This is a genomic window from Paracidovorax avenae ATCC 19860, from assembly GCF_000176855.2.
Taxonomy (GTDB): domain Bacteria; phylum Pseudomonadota; class Gammaproteobacteria; order Burkholderiales; family Burkholderiaceae_C; genus Paracidovorax; species Paracidovorax avenae.
The window spans coordinates 943,896-967,043 of record NC_015138.1; the positions used below are offsets into that span (position 1 = coordinate 943,896).

General features: G+C 70.5%; 17 protein-coding genes. 11 read left to right on the forward strand and 6 right to left on the reverse strand.

The features are described from left to right. Positions 1–18: 18 nt before the first annotated feature. Entirely contained in the window at positions 19–6,537 is a 6,519-nt protein-coding gene (locus tag ACAV_RS04160; RefSeq protein ID WP_013593322.1) for a hybrid sensor histidine kinase/response regulator, read from the forward strand. A gap of 31 nt (positions 6,538–6,568) precedes the next feature. Here the strand turns inward: ACAV_RS04160 and ACAV_RS04165 are convergent, their stop codons facing one another. Next, on the reverse strand, positions 6,569–8,050 hold the full coding sequence (locus ACAV_RS04165; RefSeq protein ID WP_041828951.1) for a cryptochrome/photolyase family protein: 1,482 nt from the start codon (positions 8,048–8,050) through the stop codon (positions 6,569–6,571). A gap of 21 nt (positions 8,051–8,071) precedes the next feature. On the opposite strand from ACAV_RS04165, the gene ACAV_RS04170 reads away from it, so the two are divergent. Genes ACAV_RS04170 through ACAV_RS04195 form a run of 6 tightly spaced genes read left to right on the forward strand, consistent with a single transcriptional unit; the run spans position 8,072 to position 12,692 of the window. Further along, complete coding sequence (locus ACAV_RS04170) at positions 8,072–8,719, forward strand: YqgE/AlgH family protein (protein WP_013593324.1); 648 nt, start codon at positions 8,072–8,074, stop codon at positions 8,717–8,719. After that, complete coding sequence (gene ruvX, locus ACAV_RS04175; RefSeq protein WP_013593325.1) at positions 8,716–9,168, forward strand: Holliday junction resolvase RuvX; 453 nt, start codon at positions 8,716–8,718, stop codon at positions 9,166–9,168. The genes ACAV_RS04170 and ruvX overlap by 4 nt, the downstream gene beginning before the upstream one ends. Next, the gene (pyrR, locus tag ACAV_RS04180; RefSeq protein ID WP_013593326.1) at positions 9,165–9,689 is read left to right on the forward strand and encodes a bifunctional pyr operon transcriptional regulator/uracil phosphoribosyltransferase PyrR; all 525 of its coding nucleotides are present in this window, start codon (positions 9,165–9,167) and stop codon (positions 9,687–9,689) included. Before ruvX ends, pyrR begins: the two co-directional genes overlap by 4 nt. A gap of 4 nt (positions 9,690–9,693) precedes the next feature. Beyond that, the gene (locus ACAV_RS04185; RefSeq protein ID WP_013593327.1) at positions 9,694–10,656 is read left to right on the forward strand and encodes an aspartate carbamoyltransferase catalytic subunit; all 963 of its coding nucleotides are present in this window, start codon (positions 9,694–9,696) and stop codon (positions 10,654–10,656) included. Between the two features lie 3 nt (positions 10,657–10,659). Then, positions 10,660–11,955, forward strand: coding sequence for a dihydroorotase (locus tag ACAV_RS04190; protein WP_013593328.1), 1,296 nt, complete (start codon positions 10,660–10,662; stop codon positions 11,953–11,955). Continuing rightward, positions 11,955–12,692: a lysophospholipid acyltransferase family protein gene (locus ACAV_RS04195; RefSeq protein ID WP_013593329.1), complete on the forward strand. Its 738-nt coding sequence runs from the start codon at positions 11,955–11,957 to the stop codon at positions 12,690–12,692. The genes ACAV_RS04190 and ACAV_RS04195 overlap by 1 nt, the downstream gene beginning before the upstream one ends. Before the next feature lie 13 nt (positions 12,693–12,705). Here ACAV_RS04195 and ACAV_RS04200 read toward each other — a convergent pair whose 3' ends face one another. Beyond that, the gene (locus ACAV_RS04200) at positions 12,706–13,179 is read right to left on the reverse strand and encodes an Lrp/AsnC family transcriptional regulator (protein WP_013593330.1); all 474 of its coding nucleotides are present in this window, start codon (positions 13,177–13,179) and stop codon (positions 12,706–12,708) included. A 256-nt stretch (positions 13,180–13,435) separates the two neighbouring features. Between ACAV_RS04200 and ACAV_RS04205 the strand changes: the two genes are divergently transcribed. Beyond that, the gene (locus ACAV_RS04205) at positions 13,436–14,200 is read left to right on the forward strand and encodes a 2OG-Fe dioxygenase family protein (RefSeq protein WP_013593331.1); all 765 of its coding nucleotides are present in this window, start codon (positions 13,436–13,438) and stop codon (positions 14,198–14,200) included. A gap of 3 nt (positions 14,201–14,203) precedes the next feature. Next, positions 14,204–15,118, forward strand: coding sequence for a LysO family transporter (locus ACAV_RS04210; RefSeq protein WP_013593332.1), 915 nt, complete (start codon positions 14,204–14,206; stop codon positions 15,116–15,118). Between the two features lie 31 nt (positions 15,119–15,149). Here the strand turns inward: ACAV_RS04210 and ACAV_RS04215 are convergent, their stop codons facing one another. Next, positions 15,150–16,214 (reverse strand): ABC transporter ATP-binding protein, encoded by a 1,065-nt coding sequence (locus ACAV_RS04215; protein WP_013593333.1) that lies wholly within the window; start codon positions 16,212–16,214, stop codon positions 15,150–15,152. Between the two features lie 143 nt (positions 16,215–16,357). On the opposite strand from ACAV_RS04215, the gene ACAV_RS04220 reads away from it, so the two are divergent. Continuing rightward, positions 16,358–17,989, forward strand: a complete 1,632-nt coding sequence (locus tag ACAV_RS04220; RefSeq protein ID WP_013593334.1) for an ABC transporter permease — start codon at positions 16,358–16,360, stop codon at positions 17,987–17,989. Between the two features lie 97 nt (positions 17,990–18,086). Then, positions 18,087–18,464, forward strand: coding sequence for an arsenate reductase (glutaredoxin) (arsC, locus tag ACAV_RS04225; RefSeq protein ID WP_013593335.1), 378 nt, complete (start codon positions 18,087–18,089; stop codon positions 18,462–18,464). Between the two features lie 24 nt (positions 18,465–18,488). On the opposite strand, the gene ACAV_RS04230 is transcribed toward arsC, so the two are convergent. The 3 genes from ACAV_RS04230 to gspN are packed head-to-tail and all read right to left on the reverse strand — an operon-like array spanning position 18,489 to position 23,128. Further along, positions 18,489–19,850 carry a GspE/PulE family protein gene (locus ACAV_RS04230; protein ID WP_013593336.1) on the reverse strand — a complete coding sequence of 454 codons (1,362 nt, stop codon included), beginning with the start codon at positions 19,848–19,850 and terminating at the stop codon, positions 18,489–18,491. 36 nt (positions 19,851–19,886) lie between these two features. Next, positions 19,887–22,310, reverse strand: a complete 2,424-nt coding sequence (gene gspD / locus ACAV_RS04235) for a type II secretion system secretin GspD (RefSeq protein WP_041828563.1) — start codon at positions 22,308–22,310, stop codon at positions 19,887–19,889. 5 nt (positions 22,311–22,315) lie between these two features. Continuing rightward, entirely contained in the window at positions 22,316–23,128 is an 813-nt protein-coding gene (gspN, locus tag ACAV_RS04240; protein WP_049791044.1) for a type II secretion system protein N, read from the reverse strand. Between the last annotated feature and the right edge of the window lie 20 nt (positions 23,129–23,148).

Below are 23,148 nucleotides of genomic sequence, written 5' to 3' on the forward strand. Positions count from 1 at the left end.
GGAGCCGGGGACGAATTCATGTCACCTATTGACGCCGCAAACGCACCGGCCGCGGATTGGAGCCAGGGAGAGCAGGATCTCGGGCCCTTGGCCTGGGTGCTGGATGAGTTGCGCAAGTCGCTCGACGGCGCCGTCAAGGCCATGCGCCGCTTCGTGCGCGACGCCGAGGCCGCGCGCGGATCCGATCTCGCCTCGCTGGACGCCGGCGCCCTGCGCATCGCGCGCCAGCAACTGCACCAGGCCAGCGGCGCGCTGGAGATGGTGGGCATGGGGCCGCCGGCCCTCGTGCTGCGCTCCATGGAAGCGGCCGTGCAAAAATTCGTGCAGCGGCCCGAGCTGTGCAGCCAGGACGCCGCCGCCGTGATCGAGCGCGCGAGCTTCGCGCTGGTGGAATACCTGGAAAGCGTGCTGGCGGGCAAGCAGGTGTCGCCGGTGGCGCTGTTCCCCCAATACCGCGACGCGCAGGCCCTGACCGGTGCCGAGCGCGTGCATCCCGCGGACCTGTGGCCGGTGGAGCGCCGGTTCCGCGAGCCCGACTTCGTCGTCGATGCCGCCCCCCTGGAATACGGTGCCGAGGCGCGCAGCCGGCTGGACGCCGCCGTGCTGCGCATCGTGCGCTCGGGCGACCTGGCCGCCGCGCGCGAGATGCAGGACATCTGCCTGGGCTTCGTGGCCGGGCAGTCCGACCGCCAGGCGCGCGCGTTCTGGAAGATCTGCGCCGGCTTCTTCGAGGCACTGGCGCAGGGACGCATCACGCCCGACGTGTACGTCAAGCGCGTGGCCTCGCGCGTGCTCATGCAGTACGCCACGCTGGCCCGCGGCGAGCCCACGGTGGCCGACCGCCTGGTGCAGGACCTGCTCTTCTTCTGCGCGCAGGCACGGCCCGCGCCCGACAATGCCGCGGCGCAGCCTGCCGGCCAGTCCGTGCTGCAGGCCGTGCGCCAGGCGTTCAGCCTGGACCGCTTCCGGCCGGTGGACTATTCCACGCCGCGCTTCGGGCTCTACGATCCGGCGCTGCTGGCCCAGGCGCGCAAGCGCATCGCCGCGGCGACCGAGACCTGGTCCGCCCTGGCCGGCGGCGACCGCAACAAGCTCAAGCCGGCGGCCGACCAGTTCAGCCTGGTCTGCGATTCCCTGGCCAAGCTGCAGCCCGGCAGCGAGCCGCTGTCCCGTGCGCTGTCGCGCGCGGTGGACTCCACGGTCCGCTCCGGCGAGCCACCGCTGCCCGCGCTCGCCATGGAGGTCGCCACGGCCGTGCTGTACCTCCAGGCCTCCTTCGAGGAACTGGAGACCGCCCAGGACCACATGGCCGACCGCGCCAGACGGCTGGCCGAGCGGCTGGACAGCGTGGCCGCCGGCGGAGAATCCGCGCCGTTGGAGCCCTGGATGGAGGAGCTCTACCGCCGCGTGAGCGACCACCAGACCATGGGCAGCGTGGTGGACGAATTGCGTGCCACGCTGGGCGAGGTCGAGAAATCGCTGGACCAGTATTTCCGCAGTCCCGGCGACCTGCCGGTGCTGGGCAGCGTGCCCGGCCGCCTCGCGCAGATGCGCGGCGTGCTGTCCGTGCTGGGCCTGGACCAGGCCTCGCTGGCCGTGGTCCACATGCGCGACACCGTCGAGCGGCTGCTGCGGGGCGATGTGCCCGAGGAAGAGCGCCAGGCGGTCTTCGAGAAGCTGGGCAGCAACCTGGGCGCGCTGGGCTTCCTCATCGACATGCTCAGCTACCAGCGCACCATGGCGCGCAAGCTGTTCATCTACGACGAGGATGCGGGCGAGTTGCGCATCCTGATGGGCCGCACGCGCACCCGCGCCGGCGACCTGCCCGAAGAGCAGGGTGCCCACATCGAGGCGCGCGCGCCGCTGCCCGCCCCGTTGCCGCAGATTCCGGACCGGGTGCAGCCGCCGATCGAGGATGAACTGGACGCTGCGGCCGCGCCGTTGCCCGTCCCGGCGGATGCTCCCATGGCCGCCGCGCCTGCCGCACCGGCTGATGCGCCCCATGCGGCGCCCGTGGCACCCGCGCCTTCCGCCGTGGCTCCCACTGTGCCTGCCGCCTCCGAGGACGATGCCGACGACGAGGCCGAGCTGCTGGACATCTTCCTGGAAGAGGCCCGCGAAGTGGTGGCCAACGGCCTGGAGGCGGTCGAAGCGCTGCGCGCCGCGCCGGCCGACCTGAGCGCCCAGACGACGCTGCGGCGTGCCTTCCATACGCTCAAGGGCAGTTCGCGCATGGTGGGCCTGGACGAATTCGGCGAGGCCGCCTGGTCGATGGAGCAGGTGCTCAATGCCTGGCTGGCGGAGCAGAAGCCCATCCAGCCGCCGATGCTGCAATTGTCGGACGAGGCATTGCGCGCCTTCGGCCGCTGGGCGGACGACATCGCCGCAGGCCAGGCCGGGGGCTGGGAGCCCCGGGGCTTCGCGGAGTCCGCGCAGGCCATGCGCGAGCGGGGTGAATACCTGCCGCTGGCCGGCGCTGCCGCTGTCGCGGCCGGCGTGGCTGCGGAGGTGGTGTCTGCCGATGCAGCGGCCGAAGAAGCGCCGCATTCCGCCATCCCTGCGGCGGACCCTGAAGTCATCGACGAACATCCGGCACCTGACGCGCCGGTCTTCCATCTGTCCATGGACATCGAGGAGCAGGACGCGGCAGTCCATGCGGCGGCGGAGCCTGGAACCCCCGGGGCCGCCACCGACGACGTCCCTGCCTTCGATCTGGACCTGGATCTGGACTTCCCTTCCGAGGCCACCGCCGCGCACGAAGTGCCGCTGGAGGCACCGCTGGATTTCGCGGAAACCCTGCCGCCGGTTCCCGATGCGGCCGCGGAAGCGCTACCGGAGGAGGCTCCCGCGGAGGTGCCGTCGGCGGATCTGGCCGAAGACATCGATTTCTCGGCGTTTTCCGAGGCGCTGGCCGAGGGTGCCGCAGGCCAGCCGGTGGAAGCCGCGTTGCCCGCCGGGCACGACGATGCACCGCTGCCCGCGATCCCGGATGCAGCCTCGCCCGACGCGGCACTGCAGGCGGCAGGCATGCCGCCGCTGGCCGACCTGCTGGCGGAAGCGGAACGGCTTCCCGATGACGGCATGCCGTCCGGGGGCGTGCCGGTCCCGTTGGAGCTGCCGGCCGATGCCTGGCCCGACCTGTCGCTGGAAGGCGAGCCCGCCGCTGCGCCAGGGGATGCCGTCGGGGACGACGGCGCCGCCGCCGAAGAGGTGGCCTTGCCGGCGGCCGGAGTGGCCGACGACGCACCGGATGCAGGCCTTGCCGCGCTGGAAGAACCCGCGCCCGATGCCGCCGAAGTGCCGGTGGAGCCGGAGCCCGTCCTGGCGGATGCCGCGACGCTGCCGGAAGCCGGACCCGCGGTCGAGGACGAAGCCGAGGCCGAAGAAGCGCTGGCTGCGGTTCCCGAGCCCGAGGACGTTCCCTCGGCGGAAGCCGGTTTGGAGCAGGCGCTCGGTGCCGAGTCGCCGGAGGAGGCCGTCAAGGTCATCGAGACCCTGCGCATCGGCATCCCCCTCTACAACGTCTATCTCAACGAAGCGGACGAGTGGTCGCGCCGCCTCGTGACCTGCCTGCAGGAGTGGTCGCTGGAGTTGCACGAACCCCTGCCGGACACGGCCGTGGCGCTGGCCCACTCGCTGGCCGGCAGCTCCGCCACCGTGGGCTTCCAGGCGTTGTCGGACATGGCCCGTGCGCTGGAGCACGCCCTGCAGCACGTGCAACTGCAGCCGCAGGGCACGCCGGAGCAGGCGCGCGTCTTCATGGCGGCGTCGGAGGACATCCGCCGCCTGCTGCACCAGTTCGCTGCCGGGTTCCTGAAGGAGCCCCATCCCCAGATCCTGGCGGAACTGCGCGAAATCCTCGAATCCGAGATCGTGCCCGCCCCCTGGGAGGTGCCGGCCGGCGAGGCGCCGGATGCGCCGCCGGCCATCCAGGTCGCAGCAGACGACGACGCCGCGGCCGAGGCTGCGCCCGCGCCCGAGGCTGAGCCGGAAGCGCCCGTCTCGCGCGGCCATGTGGCGCCCGCGCTGTCGGTGCCGCTGCCTGCGCAGGATCCGGTCCCGGGTGCCGTCCGCGCGCTGGAACCGCCGACCACCGACATCGACGACGACATCGACGCGCTGGACGTGATCGATCCCGACCTGTTCCCGATCTTCGAGGAAGAGGCGATCGAGCTGCTGCCCGCCCTGGGGGCCGCACTGCGCCAGTGGGCGGCCCGCCCCGAGAACCTGGGTGCCCGCAACGAGGCGCTGCGCGCGCTGCACACGCTCAAGGGCAGTTCCCGCCTGGCTGGCGCGATGCGGCTGGGGGAAATGGCCCACCGGCTGGAGTCGGCCGTGGAGCAGGTGGACTCCGAAGCGCCGAGCGCCGAGGCGATCGAGCCGCTGCTGGTGTCCTTCGACGGCCTGCAGGCAAGCTTCGATGCCCTGCGCTCCATCGGCGCCCAGGGGCTGGCCCAGCCCGTGGCGGTGGAGCCGCTGGCATCGGAAGACCCGGCCGCCGCGTCCGCCGCCGGCACGGTGGCGGAGTCCGCTCCGGCACCCGCGCCGCGCCGCGCCGTGGCCCTGCCCGGCGCGTCCCAGCTCACGGCGGCCCGGCCGGTGTCGAGCCAGTCGGTGCGCGTGCGCGCCCAGCTGCTGGACCGCCTGGTCAACCAGGCGGGCGAGGTGATGATCGCCCGTTCCCGCCTGGATGCCCGCATGGCGCAGATGAAGGATTCGCTGGCCGATCTCACCGGCAACCTGGAGCGCCTGCGCCAGCAGCTGCGCGACATCGAGGTGCAGGCCGAGACGCAGATGCAGTCGCGGCTGGCGCTGTCCAAGGATTCCTCGGCCGACTTCGATCCGCTGGAATTCGACCGCTTCACCCGCGTGCAGGAACTGACCCGCATGATGGCCGAGTCGGTGAACGACGTGGCCACCGTGCAGCGCAACCTGCAGCGCACCATGGAAGGTGCGGAAGACGACCTTATCGCCCAGGGGCGGCAGGCGCGCGAGCTGCAGCGCGACCTGCTGCGCACCCGCATGGTGGAGTTCGAGGGCATTTCCGAGCGCCTCTACGCCGTCGTGCGCCAGGCCTCCAAGGAGACGGGCAAGCAGATCAAGCTCGACATCGCGGGCGGCTCCATCGAGATGGACCGCGGCGTGCTCGACCGCATGACGCCCGCCTTCGAGCACCTGCTGCGCAACTGCGTGGCGCACGGCATCGAGGCGCCGGAGGCGCGCACGGCCGCGGGCAAGCCCGCGACCGGCTCCATCACCGTGGCCCTGAAGCAGGACGGCAACGACGTGTCTGTGGAGTTCCGCGACGACGGCGCCGGCCTCGACCTGGAACGCATCCGCGCGAAGGCGGCCAGCCAGGGCCTGATCGCCCCGGACGCCGTGGTCGGCCCCGCGGAAGCCGCCCAGCTGATCTTCATGCCCGGCTTCTCCACGGCCGCCGAGGTCACCGGCCTGTCCGGGCGCGGCATCGGCATGGACGTCGTGCGCTCCGAGGTGAACGCCCTGGGCGGACGCGTGGAGACCACCACCGAAGCGGGCCAGGGCACCTCGTTCCGCATGGTGCTGCCGCTCACGACGGCCGTGACGCAGGTGGTGATGCTGCGCGCGGGTGCGCTCACGCTGGGCGTTCCGGCCAACCTCGTGGAGATCGTGCGCCGCACCGGCGCGGGCGAACTGGACGAGGCCTACCGCACCGGCAGCTTCGAGGATGGCGTCGAGGCGCTGCCCTTCTTCTGGGCGGGCGCACTGCTGCAGTCCTCGGCCAGCAGCCAGGAAACCTCGGGCCGCACCCGGCCCGTCGTGATCCTGCGCAGCGCATCGCAGCGCATCGCCATGCACGTGGACGAAGTGCTGGGCAACCAGGAAGTGGTGGTCAAGAACCTCGGCCCGCAGCTCTCGCGCCTGCCCGGCCTGGCCGGCATGTCGGTGCTGGCCTCCGGGGCCGTCGTGCTGATCTACAACCCCGTGGCACTCGCGACGGTGTATGGCGAGCAGGTGCGGGGCCAGATGGCCGCGCCCGTGGCCGCCTCCCTGGAGGCCGGCTCCATGCCGGCAGCGGCGGCCGGTGCCGCGGGCGGCGGTGGCGCACTGATCGCACCCGTCTCCCAGGTACCGCTGGTGCTCGTGGTGGACGACTCCATCACCGTGCGCCGCGTCACGCAGCGCCTGCTCAAGCGCGAGGGCTACCGCGTGGCGCTCGCCGCCGACGGGTTGCAGGCCCTGGAGCGCCTGCAGGAGGAGCGTCCGGCCGTGGTGCTCTCGGACATCGAGATGCCGCGCATGGATGGTTTCGACCTCGCGCGCAACATCCGCGCCGACCGCGAACTGCACGAGCTGCCGATCATCATGATCACCTCGCGCATCGCGCAAAAGCACCGCGAGCACGCCGCGGAACTGGGGGTCAACCACTACCTGGGCAAGCCGTATTCCGACGAGGAACTGCTGAGCCTGGTGCACCACTACGCCCGTGCCGCGGCCGCTGCTGCGGCCGGGCAGGGCGGCGAGGACGCCGTGCCGGCGGAGGCCACTGCCGGCTGACGCGGGGAGCGCCCGGCCGCCGGTCAACCGGTCAGGCCGGCGCAGCCTCCGACTTCACCACCGCATAGCGCGCCAGCGTCTTCTGGCGCGCCTCGTCGTGGTCCACGATCGGGTGCGGGTAGTTGTCGCCCAGGCGCACCCCGGCGGCCTCCAGCTCCAGCGGGCCGGCCTCCCAGGGGGCGTGCAGCCAGCGATCGGGCAGGGCCGCCAGCTGGGGCAGGTAGAGGCGGATGAAGCGGCCCTTGGGGTCGAACTTCCGGCTCTGGCTCACCGGGTTGAAGATGCGGAAATACGGCTGCGCATCGCAGCCGCTGGAACTGGCCCACTGCCATCCGCCGTTGTTCGCGGACAGGTCGAAATCGTTGAGCTTTTCCGCGAAGTACCGCTCCCCCCGGCGCCAGTCCACGCCCAGGTCCTTCACCAGGAAGCTGGCCACGACCATGCGCAGCCGGTTATGCATGTAGCCCGTCTGGTTGATCTGGGCCATGGCGGCGTCCACCAGCGGGTAGCCGGTGCGGCCCTCGCACCATGCGGCGAAACGCTCCTGCGCCTGCGGGCCGTCTTCCCAGGGGATGGCGTCGTAGGCCGGCTTGAAGCTGGCGCCGCCGGCCACCTGCGGGTGGTGGGCCAGCACCTGGAAGTAGAAATCGCGCCAGATCAGCTCGCTGAGCCACGTGGCAGCGCCGGTGCTGCCCTGGCGCATGCGCTCATGTGCGGCGCGCGCTGCCCGCCGCGGCGACAGCGTGCCGAAGCGCAGGTGCACGCTGAGGTAGCTCGGCCCCTTCACGGCCGGAAAGTCGCGAGCCTCGCCGTACTGGTCGATCCGCTGGAGAAAATCGTCCAGCAGCGTGCGCGCGCCCTCCATGCCCGGCGGCAGGGGCAGGCGGTCGAGTCCCGCGGGCTCGAAGCCGATGTCGGCCAGCGCGGGTACGCTGCCGCGCGCCCCTTCCGGGCGGGGGGCGAGCCGGCCCGCATGGCGCTCCACGGGATAGGCACTCAGGTAGAACGCGTCCACCTTGCGCAGCCAGGCATTCTTGTAGGGAGTGAACACGGTGTACGGCGTGCCTCCCTGGGTCAGCACCTCTGCGCGCTCGAAGACGGTGTGATCCTTGTAAGTGAGCATTTGCACACCGCCTGCGCCCAACCTGTGGCGGACGCGGTCGTCGCGCTCCAGGGCGGCGGGTTCGTCGTCGTGGTTCGCGAACAGGGCCTGCACGCCCAGGCGCACGGCCAGCGCGGGCACCTCCTCCGCGGCCACGCCGTGGCGCACGATCAGCCCGCCATGGCGGTGGCCCGAGAGGTCGCGCAGGGAGGCGTCCAGTTGCACCAGCGATTCGCGGATGAACTCCACGCGCCGGTCCGCCCGCGGCAGCGGGTCCAGGATGTCCGTATCGAAAACAAAGACGCAATGCACCTGGCCGCACTGGCGCAGCGCATGGTAGAGCGCGGCATGGTCGTCGCTGCGCAGGTCGCGGCGGAACCAGACCAGGCCTTTGGAAAAAGTGGGCACCATGATCATCGTTAAAATTGCGGGATGCCCGCCGATTCTGCGCCCATGAACCTGACGCACCACTTCCTGATCGCCATGCCGGGGCTGGAAGACGAGTCGTTTGCCCGCAGCGTCGTGTACCTGTGCGAACACAGCGAGCGCGGCGCGCTCGGGCTCATCATCAACAAGCCGTCCGACCTCAGCCTCAAGGGCCTGTTCGACAAGGTGGACCTGTCGCTGCGGCGCGAAGACCTGTCGCTCGAGCCGGTGTTCCGCGGCGGCCCGGTCCAGACGGAGCGCGGGTTCGTGCTGCACGAGGCCATGGGCCCGTCCACGGGGGGCGACAAGGCCTCCGCGGGCGAAGACGGCACTCAGGCCGAAGGCGAGGGCGCGGAAGAGTCCGCCTACGCCTCCACCATGTCCATCCCCGGCGGTCTCGAGATGACCACGAGCAAGGACGTGCTCGAGGCCCTGTCCACCGGCGCCGGCCCGCGGCGCGTGCTGGTCACCCTCGGCTATTCCTCGTGGGGCGAAGGCCAGCTCGAGTCCGAGTTGGCCGAGAACAGCTGGCTCACCGTGGGGGCCGACCTGTCGGTGATCTTCGACACGCCCGTGGGCCAGCGCTACGACCGGGCCCTTGCCCTGCTGGGCCTGCAGTCCTGGATGCTCTCGCCCGAGGCGGGCCACGCATGAGCGGTCCCATGCCGGACCCCCTGCCTGCCGCCCCGGCCGCCGCACCCCCCGCCGTTCCGGCGCATCTCCAATCCTTCCTGGCCTTCGATTTCGGCGCCAAGCGCACCGGGGTCGCCGTGGGCACGCGGATGCTGCGCACCGCCACCCCGCAGGCCACGATCCGCGCCGAGGGGGCGGATGCACGCTTCGCCGCCGTGGCCGAGCGGCTGCGCGACTGGCAGCCCGATGCGCTCGTCGTCGGCGTGCCGTACCACCCCGACGGCGCCGCGCACGAGAACACCGCGCGCGCGCTGAAGTTCGCACGGCAGCTGCGCGGGCGCTTCGGCCTGCCGGTGTTCGAGGTGGACGAGCGCTACAGCACCACCGAGGCCCATGCGGGCGGCGCGAAAGATGCCGATGCCGCATCGGCCTGCATCATCCTGGAGCAGTTCTTGAGGCAACTTCCATGACTCCGACGCCAACTTCCGCCCCGGCCGGGGCCCTCACCCTCGACGCCGAGGCGCTCTACCGCGAACTGCTGTCCGGCGTGCGCGCGTTGCGCACCCCGCAGACGCACCTGGCCGGCATCGCGTCGGGTGGCGCCTGGCTGGCCGAGCGCCTGCAGCAGGACCTGGGCCTGCCGGGCGAGGCCGGCGTGCTGTCCTCGGCGCTGCACCGCGACGACTTCTCCCAGCGCGGCATGGCCGCCAGCGTCCAGACCCGCCTGGGCTTCGAGGTGAACGGCGCCGACATCCTGCTGCTGGACGACGTGCTCTACACCGGCCGCACCATCCGCGCGGTGCTCAACGAACTGTTCGACTACGGCCGCCCGGCGCGCGTGCGGCTCGCCGTGCTGGTGGACCGTGGCGGCCGGGAACTGCCCGTGCAGGCCGAGTTCGCCGCGGCGCGCGTGGCGCTGCCCGCCACCCAGTCCCTGGCGCTGGCCCGCGCGGACGGCGGCGCCTTCCACTTCCACGTCCAGGAGGCCTGACGCCGTGCTCTCCAAGCGCAACCCCCAGCTCAACCGCAACGGCGAGTTGATCCACTTGCTGTCCATCGAGGGCCTGCCCCGCAGCATCGTCACGCACATCCTCGATACCGCGGCGAACTTCGTGTCGGTGAACGACCGCGAGGTGAAGAAGGTGCCGCTGCTGCGCGGCAAGAGCGTGTTCAACCTGTTCTTCGAGAACAGCACGCGCACCCGCACGACCTTCGAGATCGCGGCCAAGCGCCTGTCGGCCGACGTGCTCAACCTCGACATCGCGCGCTCGTCCGCCAGCAAGGGCGAATCGCTGCTGGACACCATCGCCAACCTCTCGGCCATGGCGGCAGACCTGTTCGTGGTGCGGCACAGCGAATCGGGCGCGCCCTACCTGATCGCGCAGCACGTGGCGCCGCACGTACACGTGATCAACGCGGGCGACGGCCGGCATGCGCACCCCACGCAGGGGCTGCTCGACATGTACACCATCCGCCACTATAAGAAGGATTTCTCCAACCTCACGGTGGCGATCGTGGGCGACGTGCTGCACTCGCGCGTGGCCCGCTCGGACATCCACGGCCTCACCACCCTGGGCTGCCCGGAGGTGCGCGTGGTGGGCCCGCGCACCCTGGTGCCCGGAGACCTCTCCCAGATGGGCGTGCGCGTGTGCCACACGCTGGAAGAGGGCATCAGGGACGCCGACGTGGTCATCATGCTGCGCCTGCAGAACGAGCGCATGAGCGGCGCGCTGCTGCCCTCCAGCCAGGAATACTTCAAGAGCTTCGGCCTCACGCCCGAGAAGCTGCGCCTGGCCAAGCCCGATGCCATCGTCATGCACCCCGGGCCGATCAACCGCGGGGTGGAGATCGACTCCGCCGTGGTCGATGGGCCGCAGGCGGTGATCCTGCCCCAGGTCACCTTCGGCATCGCCGTGCGCATGGCCGTGATGTCCATCGTCGCGGGGAATGAGGCTTAAACGATGAAGATACTGATCCAGAACGGCCGGGTGATCGATCCGGCCAGCGGGTTCGACAAGAACGTCGATGTGGCCATCGCCGCGGGGCGGGTGATCGCGCTCGGCCGCGCGCCGCAGGACTTCCATCCGGCGCGCACGATCGACGCCACGGGCTGCGTCGTGCTGCCGGGGCTGGTGGACCTCGCCGCCCGCCTGCGCGAGCCCGGGCACGAGCACGAGGGCATGCTGGAGTCCGAGATGGCCGCGGCCGTGGCCGGCGGCGTTACCAGCCTCGTGTGTCCGCCCGATACCGATCCGGTGCTCGACGAGCCCGGCCTGGTGGAGATGCTCAAGTTCCGCGCCGAGAAGCTGCACCGGGCACGCCTCTTCCCGCTGGGCGCGCTCACGCGCGGCCTGGCCGGCGACGTGCTGACCGAAATGGCCGAACTCACCGAATCCGGCTGCGTGGGCTTCGGCCAGGCCGACGTGGCGCTCGCCAGCACCCAGGTGCTGCAGCGCGCGCTGCAGTACGCTGCCACCTACGGCTACACCGTCTGGCTGCGGCCGCAGGAACTGCACCTGGGCAAGGGCGTGGCCGCCAGCGGGCCGCTCGCCACGCGGCTGGGCCTGTCGGGCGTTCCCGTGGCGGCCGAGACCATCGCGCTGCACACCATCTTCGAACTGCTCAAGCCCATCGGTGCGCGCGTCCACCTCTGCCGCCTCTCCAGCGCGGCGGGCGTGCAACTGGTGCGGCAGGCGAAGGCCGGGGGCCTGAAGGTCACCTGCGACGTGAGCATCAACTCGCTGCTGCTCACCGACACCGATATCGGCTATTTCGACAGCCGCGCCCGCCTGTCGCCGCCGCTGCGCCAGCAGCGCGACCGCGACGCCCTGCTGGCCGCGCTGGCCGACGGCACCATCGATGCGCTCGTCTCCGACCACACGCCGGTGGACGAGGATGCCAAGACTCTGCCCTTCGCCGAAGCCGAGCCCGGCGCCACGGGGCTGGAACTGCTGGCGAGCATCGCCCTCAAGTGGTCCCGCGACCATGGCGTGCCGCTGGACAGGGCGTTCGCCACGGTGACTTCCGAGCCCTCGCGCGTGCTGGGCTCCGCGCTCGGCACCTTCGCCGCCAGCGCCGGCCGGCTCGTGGAGGGCGGCGTGGCCGATCTCTGCGTGTTCGACCCCCAGGCCGCCTGGACCGTGGAGCCCGGGGCGCTGCGCAGCCAGGGGCGGCACACGCCGTTCTCCGGCTACGAGCTGCCGGGCCGCGTGCGCTGGACGCTCGTGGGCGGCATCGTCGCGTTCGAGCGCTCCTGATGCGCTCGCTGCGCGCGGTGGCGCGCCTGCTGCGGCTTCTGGCACACATCCTGGCCGGGCTGTCCACGGTGCTGCTGCGTTTCCCCCGCATGGGCCCGGACGAGCAGCATGCGCGCGTGCAGGCTTGGTCGCGCGAACTGCTCGCACGCATCGGCATCGACCTGGAGATACGGGGCACCCCGCCAGCGGCCGGGCCGGTGTTGCTGGTGGCGAACCACCTCTCCTGGCTCGACATCACCGTCATGCACGCCGCGCGGCACTGCCGCTTCATCTCGAAATCGGACGTGGAGCGCTGGCCCGTCATCGGCCGGCTCGCCACGGCCGCGGGGACCCTCTACATCGAGCGCAACACGCGACGCGATGCCATGCGCATCGTGCGTCTCATGCAGGAGGCGCTGGAGCGCCGCGAGGTGCTGGGCGTGTTTCCCGAAGGGACAACGGGCGATGGCGCCGAGCTGCTGCCCTTCCATGCGAATCTCCTGCAGGCGGCGGTGATGGCCGATGCGCCGGTGCAGCCCGTGGGCCTGCGCTTCATCGACCGCGCCACGGGCCGGCCCAGCGCGGCCGCCCTCTACGTGGGCGACGACACCCTGGTGCACTCGCTCTGGCGCGTGCTGTGCGCCGACGGCCTGGTGGCCATCGTGCACTATGGGCCGCCCCAGCATGCAGCGGGCCGCGACCGGCGCGCGTGGGCGGAAGACCTCCGGCAGGCCGTGGACGCACTGCGGCGGACCTGACCGTTCCGGGGCCTCAGGGCCGCGTCGACGGGCTGGAGGTGCGGGGCGCAGGCCCTCCGAGGGGCGGCAGGCGATTGGCCACCGGCATGGACCGCACGATGGAAGTGCTCGTGGTGGCGTAGTGCGCGATCCTGCCCAGGCAATGGTCCAGTTCCTCGATGCTGCGCAGGTGCAGGCGGCAGAAGAACGCGTCCTCTCCCGTGACCTTGTCGCACTGCACGATCTCGCCGATGTCGCGGATCACCTGCTCGACCCGCGCGACCTCCCCGGGAAAGGGGCGCACCCGCACGATGGCGGAGATGGGAAAGCCGACGGCCTTGGGCGACAGCTGGATCGAGAACTTCTCTATCACGCCGCGCTCGACCAGCCGCTTGATTCGTTCCGCGCAACTGGGCTGCGAGAGCCCCACCCGTTCACTGAGTGCCTTGACGGTGGTCTTGGCATTCTGGTGCAGTGCCACGAGCAGATTCCGATCGATATGGTCCATTTTAAAAAATTAGGCAAAGAATAAAAATTTCTAATTTATTTAGGGATTCGCACGATCAGGGCTTTCTTTGTCCATATCCATGGGCAGTCCGCCTCCGTAAAATCCCTCCCGTTCCAGGCGGCGGAATATAAGCGATAACAGCCGCGGGAACGCTTTCATGTCCATCCGGAATGGGGCATTGCGCAAAACGAATGGCATGCCTGCTGGTGCCCGGTGGATACCTGCCATTTGCCCCGCCGCAAATCACGTGCTTCCAATGATCAAAAGTCAACTGAAAGAACAGGGCTATTGCCATTTCGTCCCGGAGATCGAATGCGATCCCCGTGAATTGAGAATCCTCCACCAGGAATTCGAGCGGCTCGAGCATGATCCTTATGCTCCCGCCGAAGTGAAACGGTTCCGGCGCTACGGGAACGGCGTCATCCTGCCGTGGACGGATGAGGTGGGCATCCACTGGATTCCGCCCGTGGAGGACGACGCCGGCACGCCGCGATCGGGCTACGACCAGGGGGGCAACAACCCCGAGCACCCCGACATCCGGTATTTCCACGCACTCGGAGACGGCGTGAAATCGACCGATTTCCTCTGCGATCTCGTCCGGGATGATTTCTCGCACACGTTCTGGTCGGAGACCGACCGCAGGTCGCCCATCTATTTCGGCGTCCACTTCGTGAAAATACGGTCCGGTGCGGCATCGGATCTCGGCATCAGTTCGCCGGATTGCTTCCACCAGGACGGCGAGCCGTTCACATTCGCGCACCTGGTGCGCAGGACGCAAAGCACGGCCGGCGGCGTCAATTACATCGGCACCGTGGAGGCGAGGGGCCTTCCCCTGGAGAAAGTGGCGGAAAAACAGATAATCGCGAGCTTCGAGCTTTCGCATTTCATGGAAAGCTTCGTGGTGCACGATCCACGGGTTTCGCATTATGTGACGCCGATCCGCCGGGACGAGCGGCTTTCTGGCGACGGAGAGCGCTGTGTTATTCTGATCGACTTTTCCAGAATGAGGCAGAGCCTGTAAACCATGGATGTCCTTCAGTCCCTGCTTCCCATCGTGCTGGCGCTGGCCGGCGGTTTCGCCGTGGGCCGTTTCCTTCCGGAGAAAATCGGCTCCGCGCTGGTCCGCTGCATATTGCCGCTCGTATGGCTGCTGCTGTTCCTGATCGGCGCCGAGTTCGGCGAGGTCATCCTTTCCGCGCAGTCGGTAGGGCAGGTGATCCGGTCCGCAGCGGTCTTCGCCGTGCTGACCACCCTGCTGCCTGCCGCGCTGATCTTCGCGGCGAAGGTGCGGGGGGCGGGTGCCCGGGAGGGGCGCAGCGGCGGAACGCACCTGCAGGCGATCTGGGCTCCGCTGAAGGAATGCTGCCTCGCGCTGTCCATGGTGGTGCTCGGCAGCCTGTTCTTTCTCGCCAATGCGACCTTCATGGACGGCGCATTCCCGCTGCCCTCCAGTTCCGCCGTCCTGATGGCGCTGATCGCCCTCGTGGGGATCGACCTGGCCCGGGTGAAGCTCAGTGCCCGGTGGTTCTCCTGGCGGGTGCTGATGGTGCCCGGGCTGGTGGTGGTGGGTTCCTTCGCCGGCGCGATGGCCGCCTCCCTGCTCACGGGCGAAACCATGAGAACCTCCATGGCGCTGTCCAGCGGGTTCGGCTGGTTCACCCTGTCCGGTGTCATGGTCGGCAACCACCTGGGCCAGACCTACGGGACCATGGCCCTCATGATCGACCTGTTCCGGGAACTGCTGGCGATCATCGCCCTCTACATGCTGGGCCGCTACTACCCTGCAGTGGGCATCGGCAGTGCCGGCGCCACCGCGCTGGATTCCACGCTGCCCATCGTGAAGCAGGCCTGCCATCCGGATGCGGTTCCCATGGCCCTGGTCAGCGGCTTCGTCCTCACCATCCTCGCGCCGGTGTTCATGGCCTTCTTCCTGTCGTGAGGCAGGAGCGGGCGCGGCGGCCCGCGCCTTCTCACGCGCGCGGAAACGCCACCACGTGGTCCACCTGCGGCCGGATGCCGATCCACTCCCCCACGGCATGGTCATGGTGGCTCGGCACGTGGGCCATCACGGTGAGCCCGCTCTCCAGCTGCAGGGTGTAGAGGAATTCCGATCCCCTGAACGACTTGCGCACGATGCGCGCCTGCACCGGTGCGGCGTCGTCGTGCACCACGTCGTCCGCGCGCAGCAGCACGTCGCAGGCACCGCCCGGATAGCTGGAGGGCAGTGGGCATTCGGCCAGGTCTTCCAGATCGCCCAGGGGCGTGCGCGCCACCACGGTGTCGCCGCGCTGCTCCAGCGTCGCGGGCGCGAACACGCCGTGCCCGATGAAGTCGGCCACGAAGCGCGTGGCCGGCCGGTGGTAGAGCGCATACGCATCGTCCCACTGGTGCAGCGTGCCGCTTTCCATCACGCCGATGCGGTCGCCGATGGCGAAAGCCTCCAGCTGGTCGTGGGTGACGAAGAGCGCCGTGGCGCCGGCCGCCTTGAGGATGCCGCGCACCTCGTGCGCGAGCCGCTCGCGCAGGTCCACATCCAGGTTGGAGAACGGTTCGTCCAGCAGCATGAGGCGCGGCCGGGGGGCGAGCGCGCGCGCCAGCGCGACGCGCTGCTGCTGTCCGCCCGAGAGCTCGTGCGGGTAACGCGACGCGCTGCCTTCGAGCCCCACGAGGCGCAGCACCTCCTCCACGCGGGCCGCCTGCTCCGCTTTCGGCAGGCGGTGGATGCCGAAGGCCACGTTGCGGCCCACGGTCAGGTGGGGGAAGAGGGCGTAGTCCTGGAACACCATGCCGATGCGGCGCTGCTCGGGCGGCACGCTGCGGCCGGCGCCGCCGACACGCTCGCCTTGCAGCCGGATCTCGCCGGCCGCCACGGGCTCCAGGCCGGCGACGGCCCGCAGCAGCGTGGTCTTGCCGCAACCCGAGGGACCGATCAGCACGCCGATCTCGCCGGCGGCCAGGCCCAGGGTGGCGCCGCGCACGGCCGCCTGCGCGCGGCCGGGGTAGCGCACGTCCAGTTGATTGACTTCGAGGAACATGCGGGGATTCTAGAAGGGGCAATGCGTAGAATTCGCATTTGCATCCATGGCGGTGCCGGCCGAGCATCCCGGGCAGGCCTCGCCCGTCGCGGCCTTGTCTTTTCGGCTTTCCTTTCGGCTTTCCTTTTCCCTTCCGCACTGCCTTGCGCCTCACATCCGCCCTGCGCGCCGTTCCGCTGCTGCTGCTCGCTTTCTTTCTCACCCTGCCGGTGCTGGCCGTGTTTGCGTCCTGGCTCCCATGGGGGCATGGCGGCGCCGAGTCCCTTGCCATCCTGCGCGAGATGGCGGCCACGGTGCTGCCGGACTACCTTGCCACCACCGTCTGGCTCGCGATCGCGGTGGGGGCGGGTGCCGCGCTGGTGGGCACGGCCACCGCGGCGGCGGTGACGCTGTTCGACTTCCGCGGCCGGCGCACGCTGGAATGGCTGCTGCTGCTGCCGCTGGCCATGCCCGCCTACGTGACCGCGTATGCGTACACCGATTTCCTGCAGTTCAGCGGCCCGCTGCAGGTCTGGCTGCGCGCCACCTACGGCCTGGAGGGCCGGCTGCTGCCCGAGGTGCGCAGCCTGGGCGGGGCGGTGTGGGTCTTCATCTTCTCGCTCTATCCGTACGTCTATCTGCTGGCGCGCACGGCGCTCGGCGAGCGCGCCGCCCACCTCATGGAAGCCGCTCGCCTGCTGGGAGCACCGCTCGCGCGCCGCGTGCGCACCGTGGCGCTGCCGCTGGCGCGGCCCGCCGTGGCGGCGGGCGTGGCGCTGGCGTTGATGGAGACGCTGGCGGACTTCGGGGTCGCGAGCTACTTCGGCATCCAGACCTTCACCACGGGCATCTACAAGGCCTGGCTGTCGATGGACAACCGCCTCGCCGCGGCGCAGCTCGCCACCCTGCTGCTGGTGCTGGTGGTCGTGCTGCTGCAACTGGAGCAGCGCGCGCAGCGGCGCATGCGCTTCGCCACCAGCGGCGTGGGCCGCGCGGGCTCCGCCGAGGCCCAGCCCCAGAGGCTCGCGGGCTGGCGCTGCGCGGCCGCCTGGCTGGTGTGCGGGCTGCCAGTGGTCATGGGCTTCTTCGCGCCGGTGGCCTTCATGCTTCGGCCGCTGGCCGCGGACTGGTCCGTGCTGCCCTGGGACCGCTTCGTGGAGTGGGCCGGCCACAGCGTGCGGCTGGGCGCCATCACCGCGGTGCTGGCCGTGGGCGTGGCGCTGGCGCTCGCCTTCGCCGTGCGGCGCCGCGCGGGCCGCCTGACGCGCGGCGTGGTGCAGTTGGCCAGCGTGGGCTATGCCGTGCCCGGCGCGGTGATCGTCGTCGGCCTGCTGCTGCCCGTGGGCTGGCTGCAGGCCGCGGTGCCGGAATGGCGCGTGCCGGCGCTGATCACCGCCACGGCGGTGGGCATCGTGTGGGCCTACCTCGTGCGCTTCTGCGCCGTAGCGCTGCAATCGGTGCAGAGCGGCTATGCGCGCATCCCGGGCAGCCTCGACGATTCCGCGCGCATGCTCGGCACGGGCGGCCTGGGCCTGCTGGCGCGCGTGCACTGGCCGCTGCTGCGCCGCTCTACGGCGGCGGCCGCGCTACTGGTGTTCGTGGACGTGATGAAGGAGCTGCCCGCCACCATGGTGCTGCGGCCGTTCAACAGCGACACCCTGGCCGTCGTCGCTTACCAGCTCGCGCGCGACGAGCGCCTGGGCGAGGCGGCCCTGCCGTCGCTCGCGCTGGTGGCGGTGGGACTGGTGCCGGTCATCCTGCTGAGCCGCACGCTGCGCGCTACCAATTCGCGCTGAGCCGCGTCCGGAACGGGAAAGGCCCGCGACAGGAACGGCAGGCACGGCAGGCGGCGTGCACCGCGGCGGCGGTCGCGGCCCGGTCTAGACTCGCCGTATGACCGACGCTACACCCCATCCCGACGTCACCATCTACCACAACGCCCGCTGCAGCAACTCGCGCGGGGCGCTGGCCCTGCTGCGCGAGCGCGGCATTGAGCCGCGCATCGTGGACTACCTCGCCGAACCGCTGGACGAGGCCGCGCTGCATGCACTGTTTTCGCAAGTGGGCGGCCCGGTGCGCGCGCTGCTGCGCTCCAAGGAGCCCGCCTGGCAGGCACTGGGCCTGGACGACGAGGCCATCGGCGACGAAGCACTGATCGCGCACGTGGCGCGCCATCCGGAACTGATGAACCGGCCCATCGTGGTCACCCCGCGCGGCGCGCGCCTGTGCCGGCCGCCGGAGACGGTGCTGGGACTGCTGCCGGCCGGCTGAGCGGCGGGCGCGCCGGAAGCCGCGCTATTCGCGCGTGACGCGCAGCACTTCCTCGGGGCTCGTGATCCCTGCGCGCACCAGCCGCTCGCCGTCCTCGCGCATGAGCGTCATGCCGCCGGCGATCGCGGTGGCGCGCAGTTCCGCCTCGGCCGCCTGGCCGTGGATCTGCGCGCGCAACGTGTCGTCCACCACCAGGAGCTCGAACACGCCCGTGCGGCCGCGGTAGCCACTGGGCTCGGTCGGATCGAGCTTGCGCACCAGCCGCTGCGCCAGCACGCCCAGCAGGGAGCTGGAGAGCAGGAACGGCTCCACGCCCATGTCGGTCAGGCGGGTAACCGCGCTGGCCGCGTCGTTGGTGTGCAGCGTGGCCAGCACCAGGTGGCCCGTGAGCGATGCCTGGATGGCGATCTGCGCGGTCTCGAAATCGCGGATCTCGCCGATCATGATCACGTCCGGGTCCTGGCGCAGGATGGCGCGCAGTGCCTTGGCGAAGGTGAGGTCGATCTTGCTGTTGACCTGGGTCTGGCCCACGCCCGGCAGCTCGTACTCGATGGGGTCCTCCACCGTCATGATGTTGCTGCTGGTGGCATCGAGCCGGCCCAGCGCCGCATACAGCGTGGTGGTCTTGCCCGAGCCTGTCGGCCCCGTCACCAGCACGATGCCGTGCGGCTGGTGGATCAGCGCGTCGAAGCGGCGCAGCGTGTCGCCCTGCATGCCCACGGCCTCCAGGCTCAGCTTGCTCTCGCTCTTGTCCAGCAGGCGCAGCACCGCGCGCTCGCCGTGGGCGCTCGGCAGGGTCGAGACACGCACGTCGATTGCGCGCGTGCCCAGGCGCAGGCTGATGCGGCCGTCCTGTGGCAGGCGTTTTTCGGAGATGTCCAGGTCCGCCATGATCTTCAGCCGGGAGATCAGCGCCGCATGCAGCGCGCGGTTGGGCTGCACCACCTCGCGCAGCGTGCCGTCCACGCGGAAGCGCACGCTCGAATGCCGTTCGTAGGGCTCGATGTGGATGTCGCTCGCACCGTCGCGCGCGGCCTGCGTGAGCAGGGCGTTGAGCATGCGGATGATGGGCGCGTCGCCCGCCGATTCCAGCAGGTCCTCCACGGCCGGCAGCTCCTGCATCATGCGCGAGAGGTCGGCGTCGGATTCGACCTCGCTCACCACCGTCGCCGCGCTGGATTCCCCCTGCGAATAGGCCGCGCTGATGCGCTGCGCGATGGCGTGCGCGTCCAGCGGCATCAGTTCCCGCACGGCATGCTTGCGCATGACCTCGGACAGTGCCCCGGCATCCGGTGCGGGGCCGTGCCAGAGCACGCAGGTGTGGCCGTCGTCCTCCAGCAGCAGTTGCGAACTGCGCGCGAAGGCGTAGGGAAGCGGGTGGCGCATGGCGTGGCGGAGAAGTCGGGGGACGGGAATGTCCGGTTACTGCGGGTTGTAGGCGCCTGCGTCGGCCGCCGCCGGGGCGCGTGCGGGTGCCTGCGCGGGCGCCGGGGCTGGCGGCACGAGTGGCACCAGCGGCGCGGGCGGGGCGCTGCGCACGGCAGGCGCCTCGCCCTGCGGCGTGGCCGCGGGAGCCGGTGCGGGCGAAGGCGCGAGCGGCGGCAGCACCGGGGCCCCGGACACCGCACGCATGACCGTGCTGGGTGCCGGCTGGGTGTTCTGCTGCAGCGCGCGGATGGCCTCGTAGCGGTCCATCATCAGGGCATCGCTGGTGGCCGTGTCCCGGATCACCACCGGCCGCAGGAAAACCATCAGGTTGGTTTTCTGGCGCCTGCGGTTCTCGTTGCGGAAAAGGCCACCCACGACAGGCAGGTCGCCCATCAGCGGCACCTTGTCCTGGCCCATGGAATAACGGTCTTCCAGCAATCCGCCCAGTACGATCACGTTGCCGTCATTCACCAGCACCGTGGATTCGATCGAGCGCTTGCTCGTCGTCGGGCCATTGACTGCGTTGGCCGTGCCGTCATTCACTTGCGACACTTCCTGGTATAGAGACAGCTTGACCGTTCCGTTCTCGTTGATCTGCGGGCGCACACGCAGCATCAGTCCCACGTCCTTGCGCTCCACCGTCGTGAATGGGTTCACGGTGCTGCTGCCCGTGGTATTGGCATACGAGCCGGTCACGAACGGAACGTTGTTGCCGATGATGATCTGGGCTTCCTCGTTGTCCAGCGTCATCAAATTGGGGGTGGACAGAACATTGGCGTCCCCCGTGTTCTCGAGGAAGTTCGCGAGTGCTCCAAGGTAATAGTTGCCATTGATGCGCGGCGCAATGGCAACGTTCAGCCCTTTGCCCAGCCCGGACGCACTGCTGGCAATGCTCGTGGCATTTCCGGTCGCAGCAGCCAGCGCAAGGTTGAGGATGTTGGCGTTTCCGCCGGTGGTGGATGCCGAAGAATTGGTGCCGATGACACCGATGGTGCCGTTGCCGTAGTTGCCCATCACCCCCTGCCACTGGATGCCGAATTCGGCCACCTTGTTGGCGGATACCTCGACGATCAGGCTCTCCACCAGCACCTGCGCGCGCCGGCCGTCGAGCTGGTCGATCACTGCCCGCAACTGCCGGAACTGCGGCTCGGGCGCGGAAATGATGAGCGAGTTGGTGGAGGGGTCGGCCTGGATCTGCCCGCCCGTGGAGGGCTGGTTGCTGTTCGCGTTGTTCAGGCTGCCCGCGCTGCTGCCCAGGCCACCGGCGCTCGAGCTGCCGCCCGTGCCGCCCATACCGCTGCTGCTGCCGGTCTGCATGAGCCCCGAGCCCGAGAGCCCGGTGGAGCCGGTGCCCGAACCGCCGCCGGAAGAGGTCGGGCCGGAAGAGGACACTGCGCCCCCGGAGCTGCTGCCCATGGAGGCCGCCAGCGCCGCGCGCAGCGTGGTCGCGAGCTTGGTGGCATCCGCATTCTTCAGGTACACCACGTGGATGTTGCCCGACGCTGCCGCGCTCCCCACGACCGGCGCCTGGTCGAGCTTGTCCACCAGCGTGCGCACCAGCGCGAGGCGGGCGGGATTGGCGGCCCGCACGATCAGCGAATTGCTGCGCGGCTCGGGCAGCAGCGTGGTGCGGTAGGCCGTGTCGCTCTGCCCCGGGATGGCGCCGGCCGTGCCCGTCGCGGTGCCGGCCATGCCGGGCGTGCTGCCCGTGCCCTCCACCAGGCGCGACACCAGCGGCGCGAGCTCGCTCGCCACCGCGTTGCGCAGCGGGATCACTTCCACATCGCTGGCGTTGGACACGTCCATTGCCGCCACGATGCGCGCGATGCGCTGCAGGTTGTCGGCATAGTCGGTCACCACCAGCGAGTTGTTGCCCGGGTTCACGTTGATCGTGTTGTTGGGGCTGATGAGCGGGCGCAGCACCGGCACCAGGTTGGCCGCGTTCTCGAAATTGAGCTTGAAGATCTGGGTGACGATCTGTCCGCCGCCCGGCGCGCTGCCCGAGCCGCCCTGGGTGACCGTCACCGATCCCGACTGCAGCTTGGCATCCGCTTCGGGAACGACCTTGTAGAGGCCCGCGGACTCCACCACCGTGAAGCCCTGCAGGCGCAGGGCCGCCAGGAACTGCTGGAAGGCCGCGGCCGGCGGGACCGCCCGTTCCGTGACCAGGGTGAGCTGGCCCTTCACGCGCGGGTCCACCACCACATTGCGCCCGGTGATCGTGGCCATGGTGCGGGCCACCGCCTCGATGTCGGCACCGGCGAAGTTCAGCGTCACGGGTTCGCCCGGGCGCACGCTGGAAGGCGCCGCGCCGGTGGCCGTCTGGGCGTTCAGCGGGCCGCCGGCAGCGGCGAGCATGGCGCCGGCGGCGATGGCGTGGAGGGCAAACCGCAGGCGCTGCGAATTCATGGAAGTCATAGGGGTCAACCCACGGTGATGAGGGAGCGGGCGCCCGTGCGCCGTCCGATGATGTTGAGAAGATTCGAGAGCAAGGCCTCGCGCTCCGGCGCGGCCGTGGCCTCGCCCTCGAAGCGCAGGCGCTGGCCGATCCAGCGGCCGCTGCCGGTGAGGCGCAGCGCACCGTCCAGCGTCGCGAGCGACAGCGTGGTCACCTCGCCGCCCTGCAGCGTGAGCCGGTAGCTGCCCATCGGGCGCAGCGTGGACAGGCGCGAGGACATGCCCAGCGCATCCAGCTGCGCCTGGCCCGCGATCACGACGCGCCCTGCGGCGCTGTCCATCGCCAGGCCCTGCGTGCGCAGCGCCAGGCGGCCCTGGGGCTGCAGGGTATTGAAGGGGGTGCCCAGTCCCGACAGCACGGCCGCCGGCCACTGGCTCTGCCCGTCGGCCACGGCCACGTGCACGCCGCCCCAGCGCAGCGCGACGCGGGCCGCGATCGGAGCGGCCGTGCAGCAGTCCGCACGCATTTCCGCGCGCAGCCCCGTCCAGGTGGGCCGCAGCGTCCAGTGCAACTGCCCGGGCAGCGCCGCGCGGTCGGCACTGCCCTGTCCGCCGGTCAGCACCAGCTGCGCCGAGCCGGTCCAGACCGTGCCGCGCGCCTGGGCGAGCAGGACCTGCCCACCGCTGGCACGCTCCACGCCCGAGGCCAGCCAGGCTGCGGGCGCGAAAAGCACCAGCGTGGGGAGCGCGCCCAGCAGGCAGCCGGTCACCGCCCAGAGGCGTGGGGACCGGGGAGGGCGCTGCACGCCAGGGCGGATGGATCGGGTGGTGCGGGGCACGGTGGGCGGGGAGTATCGGG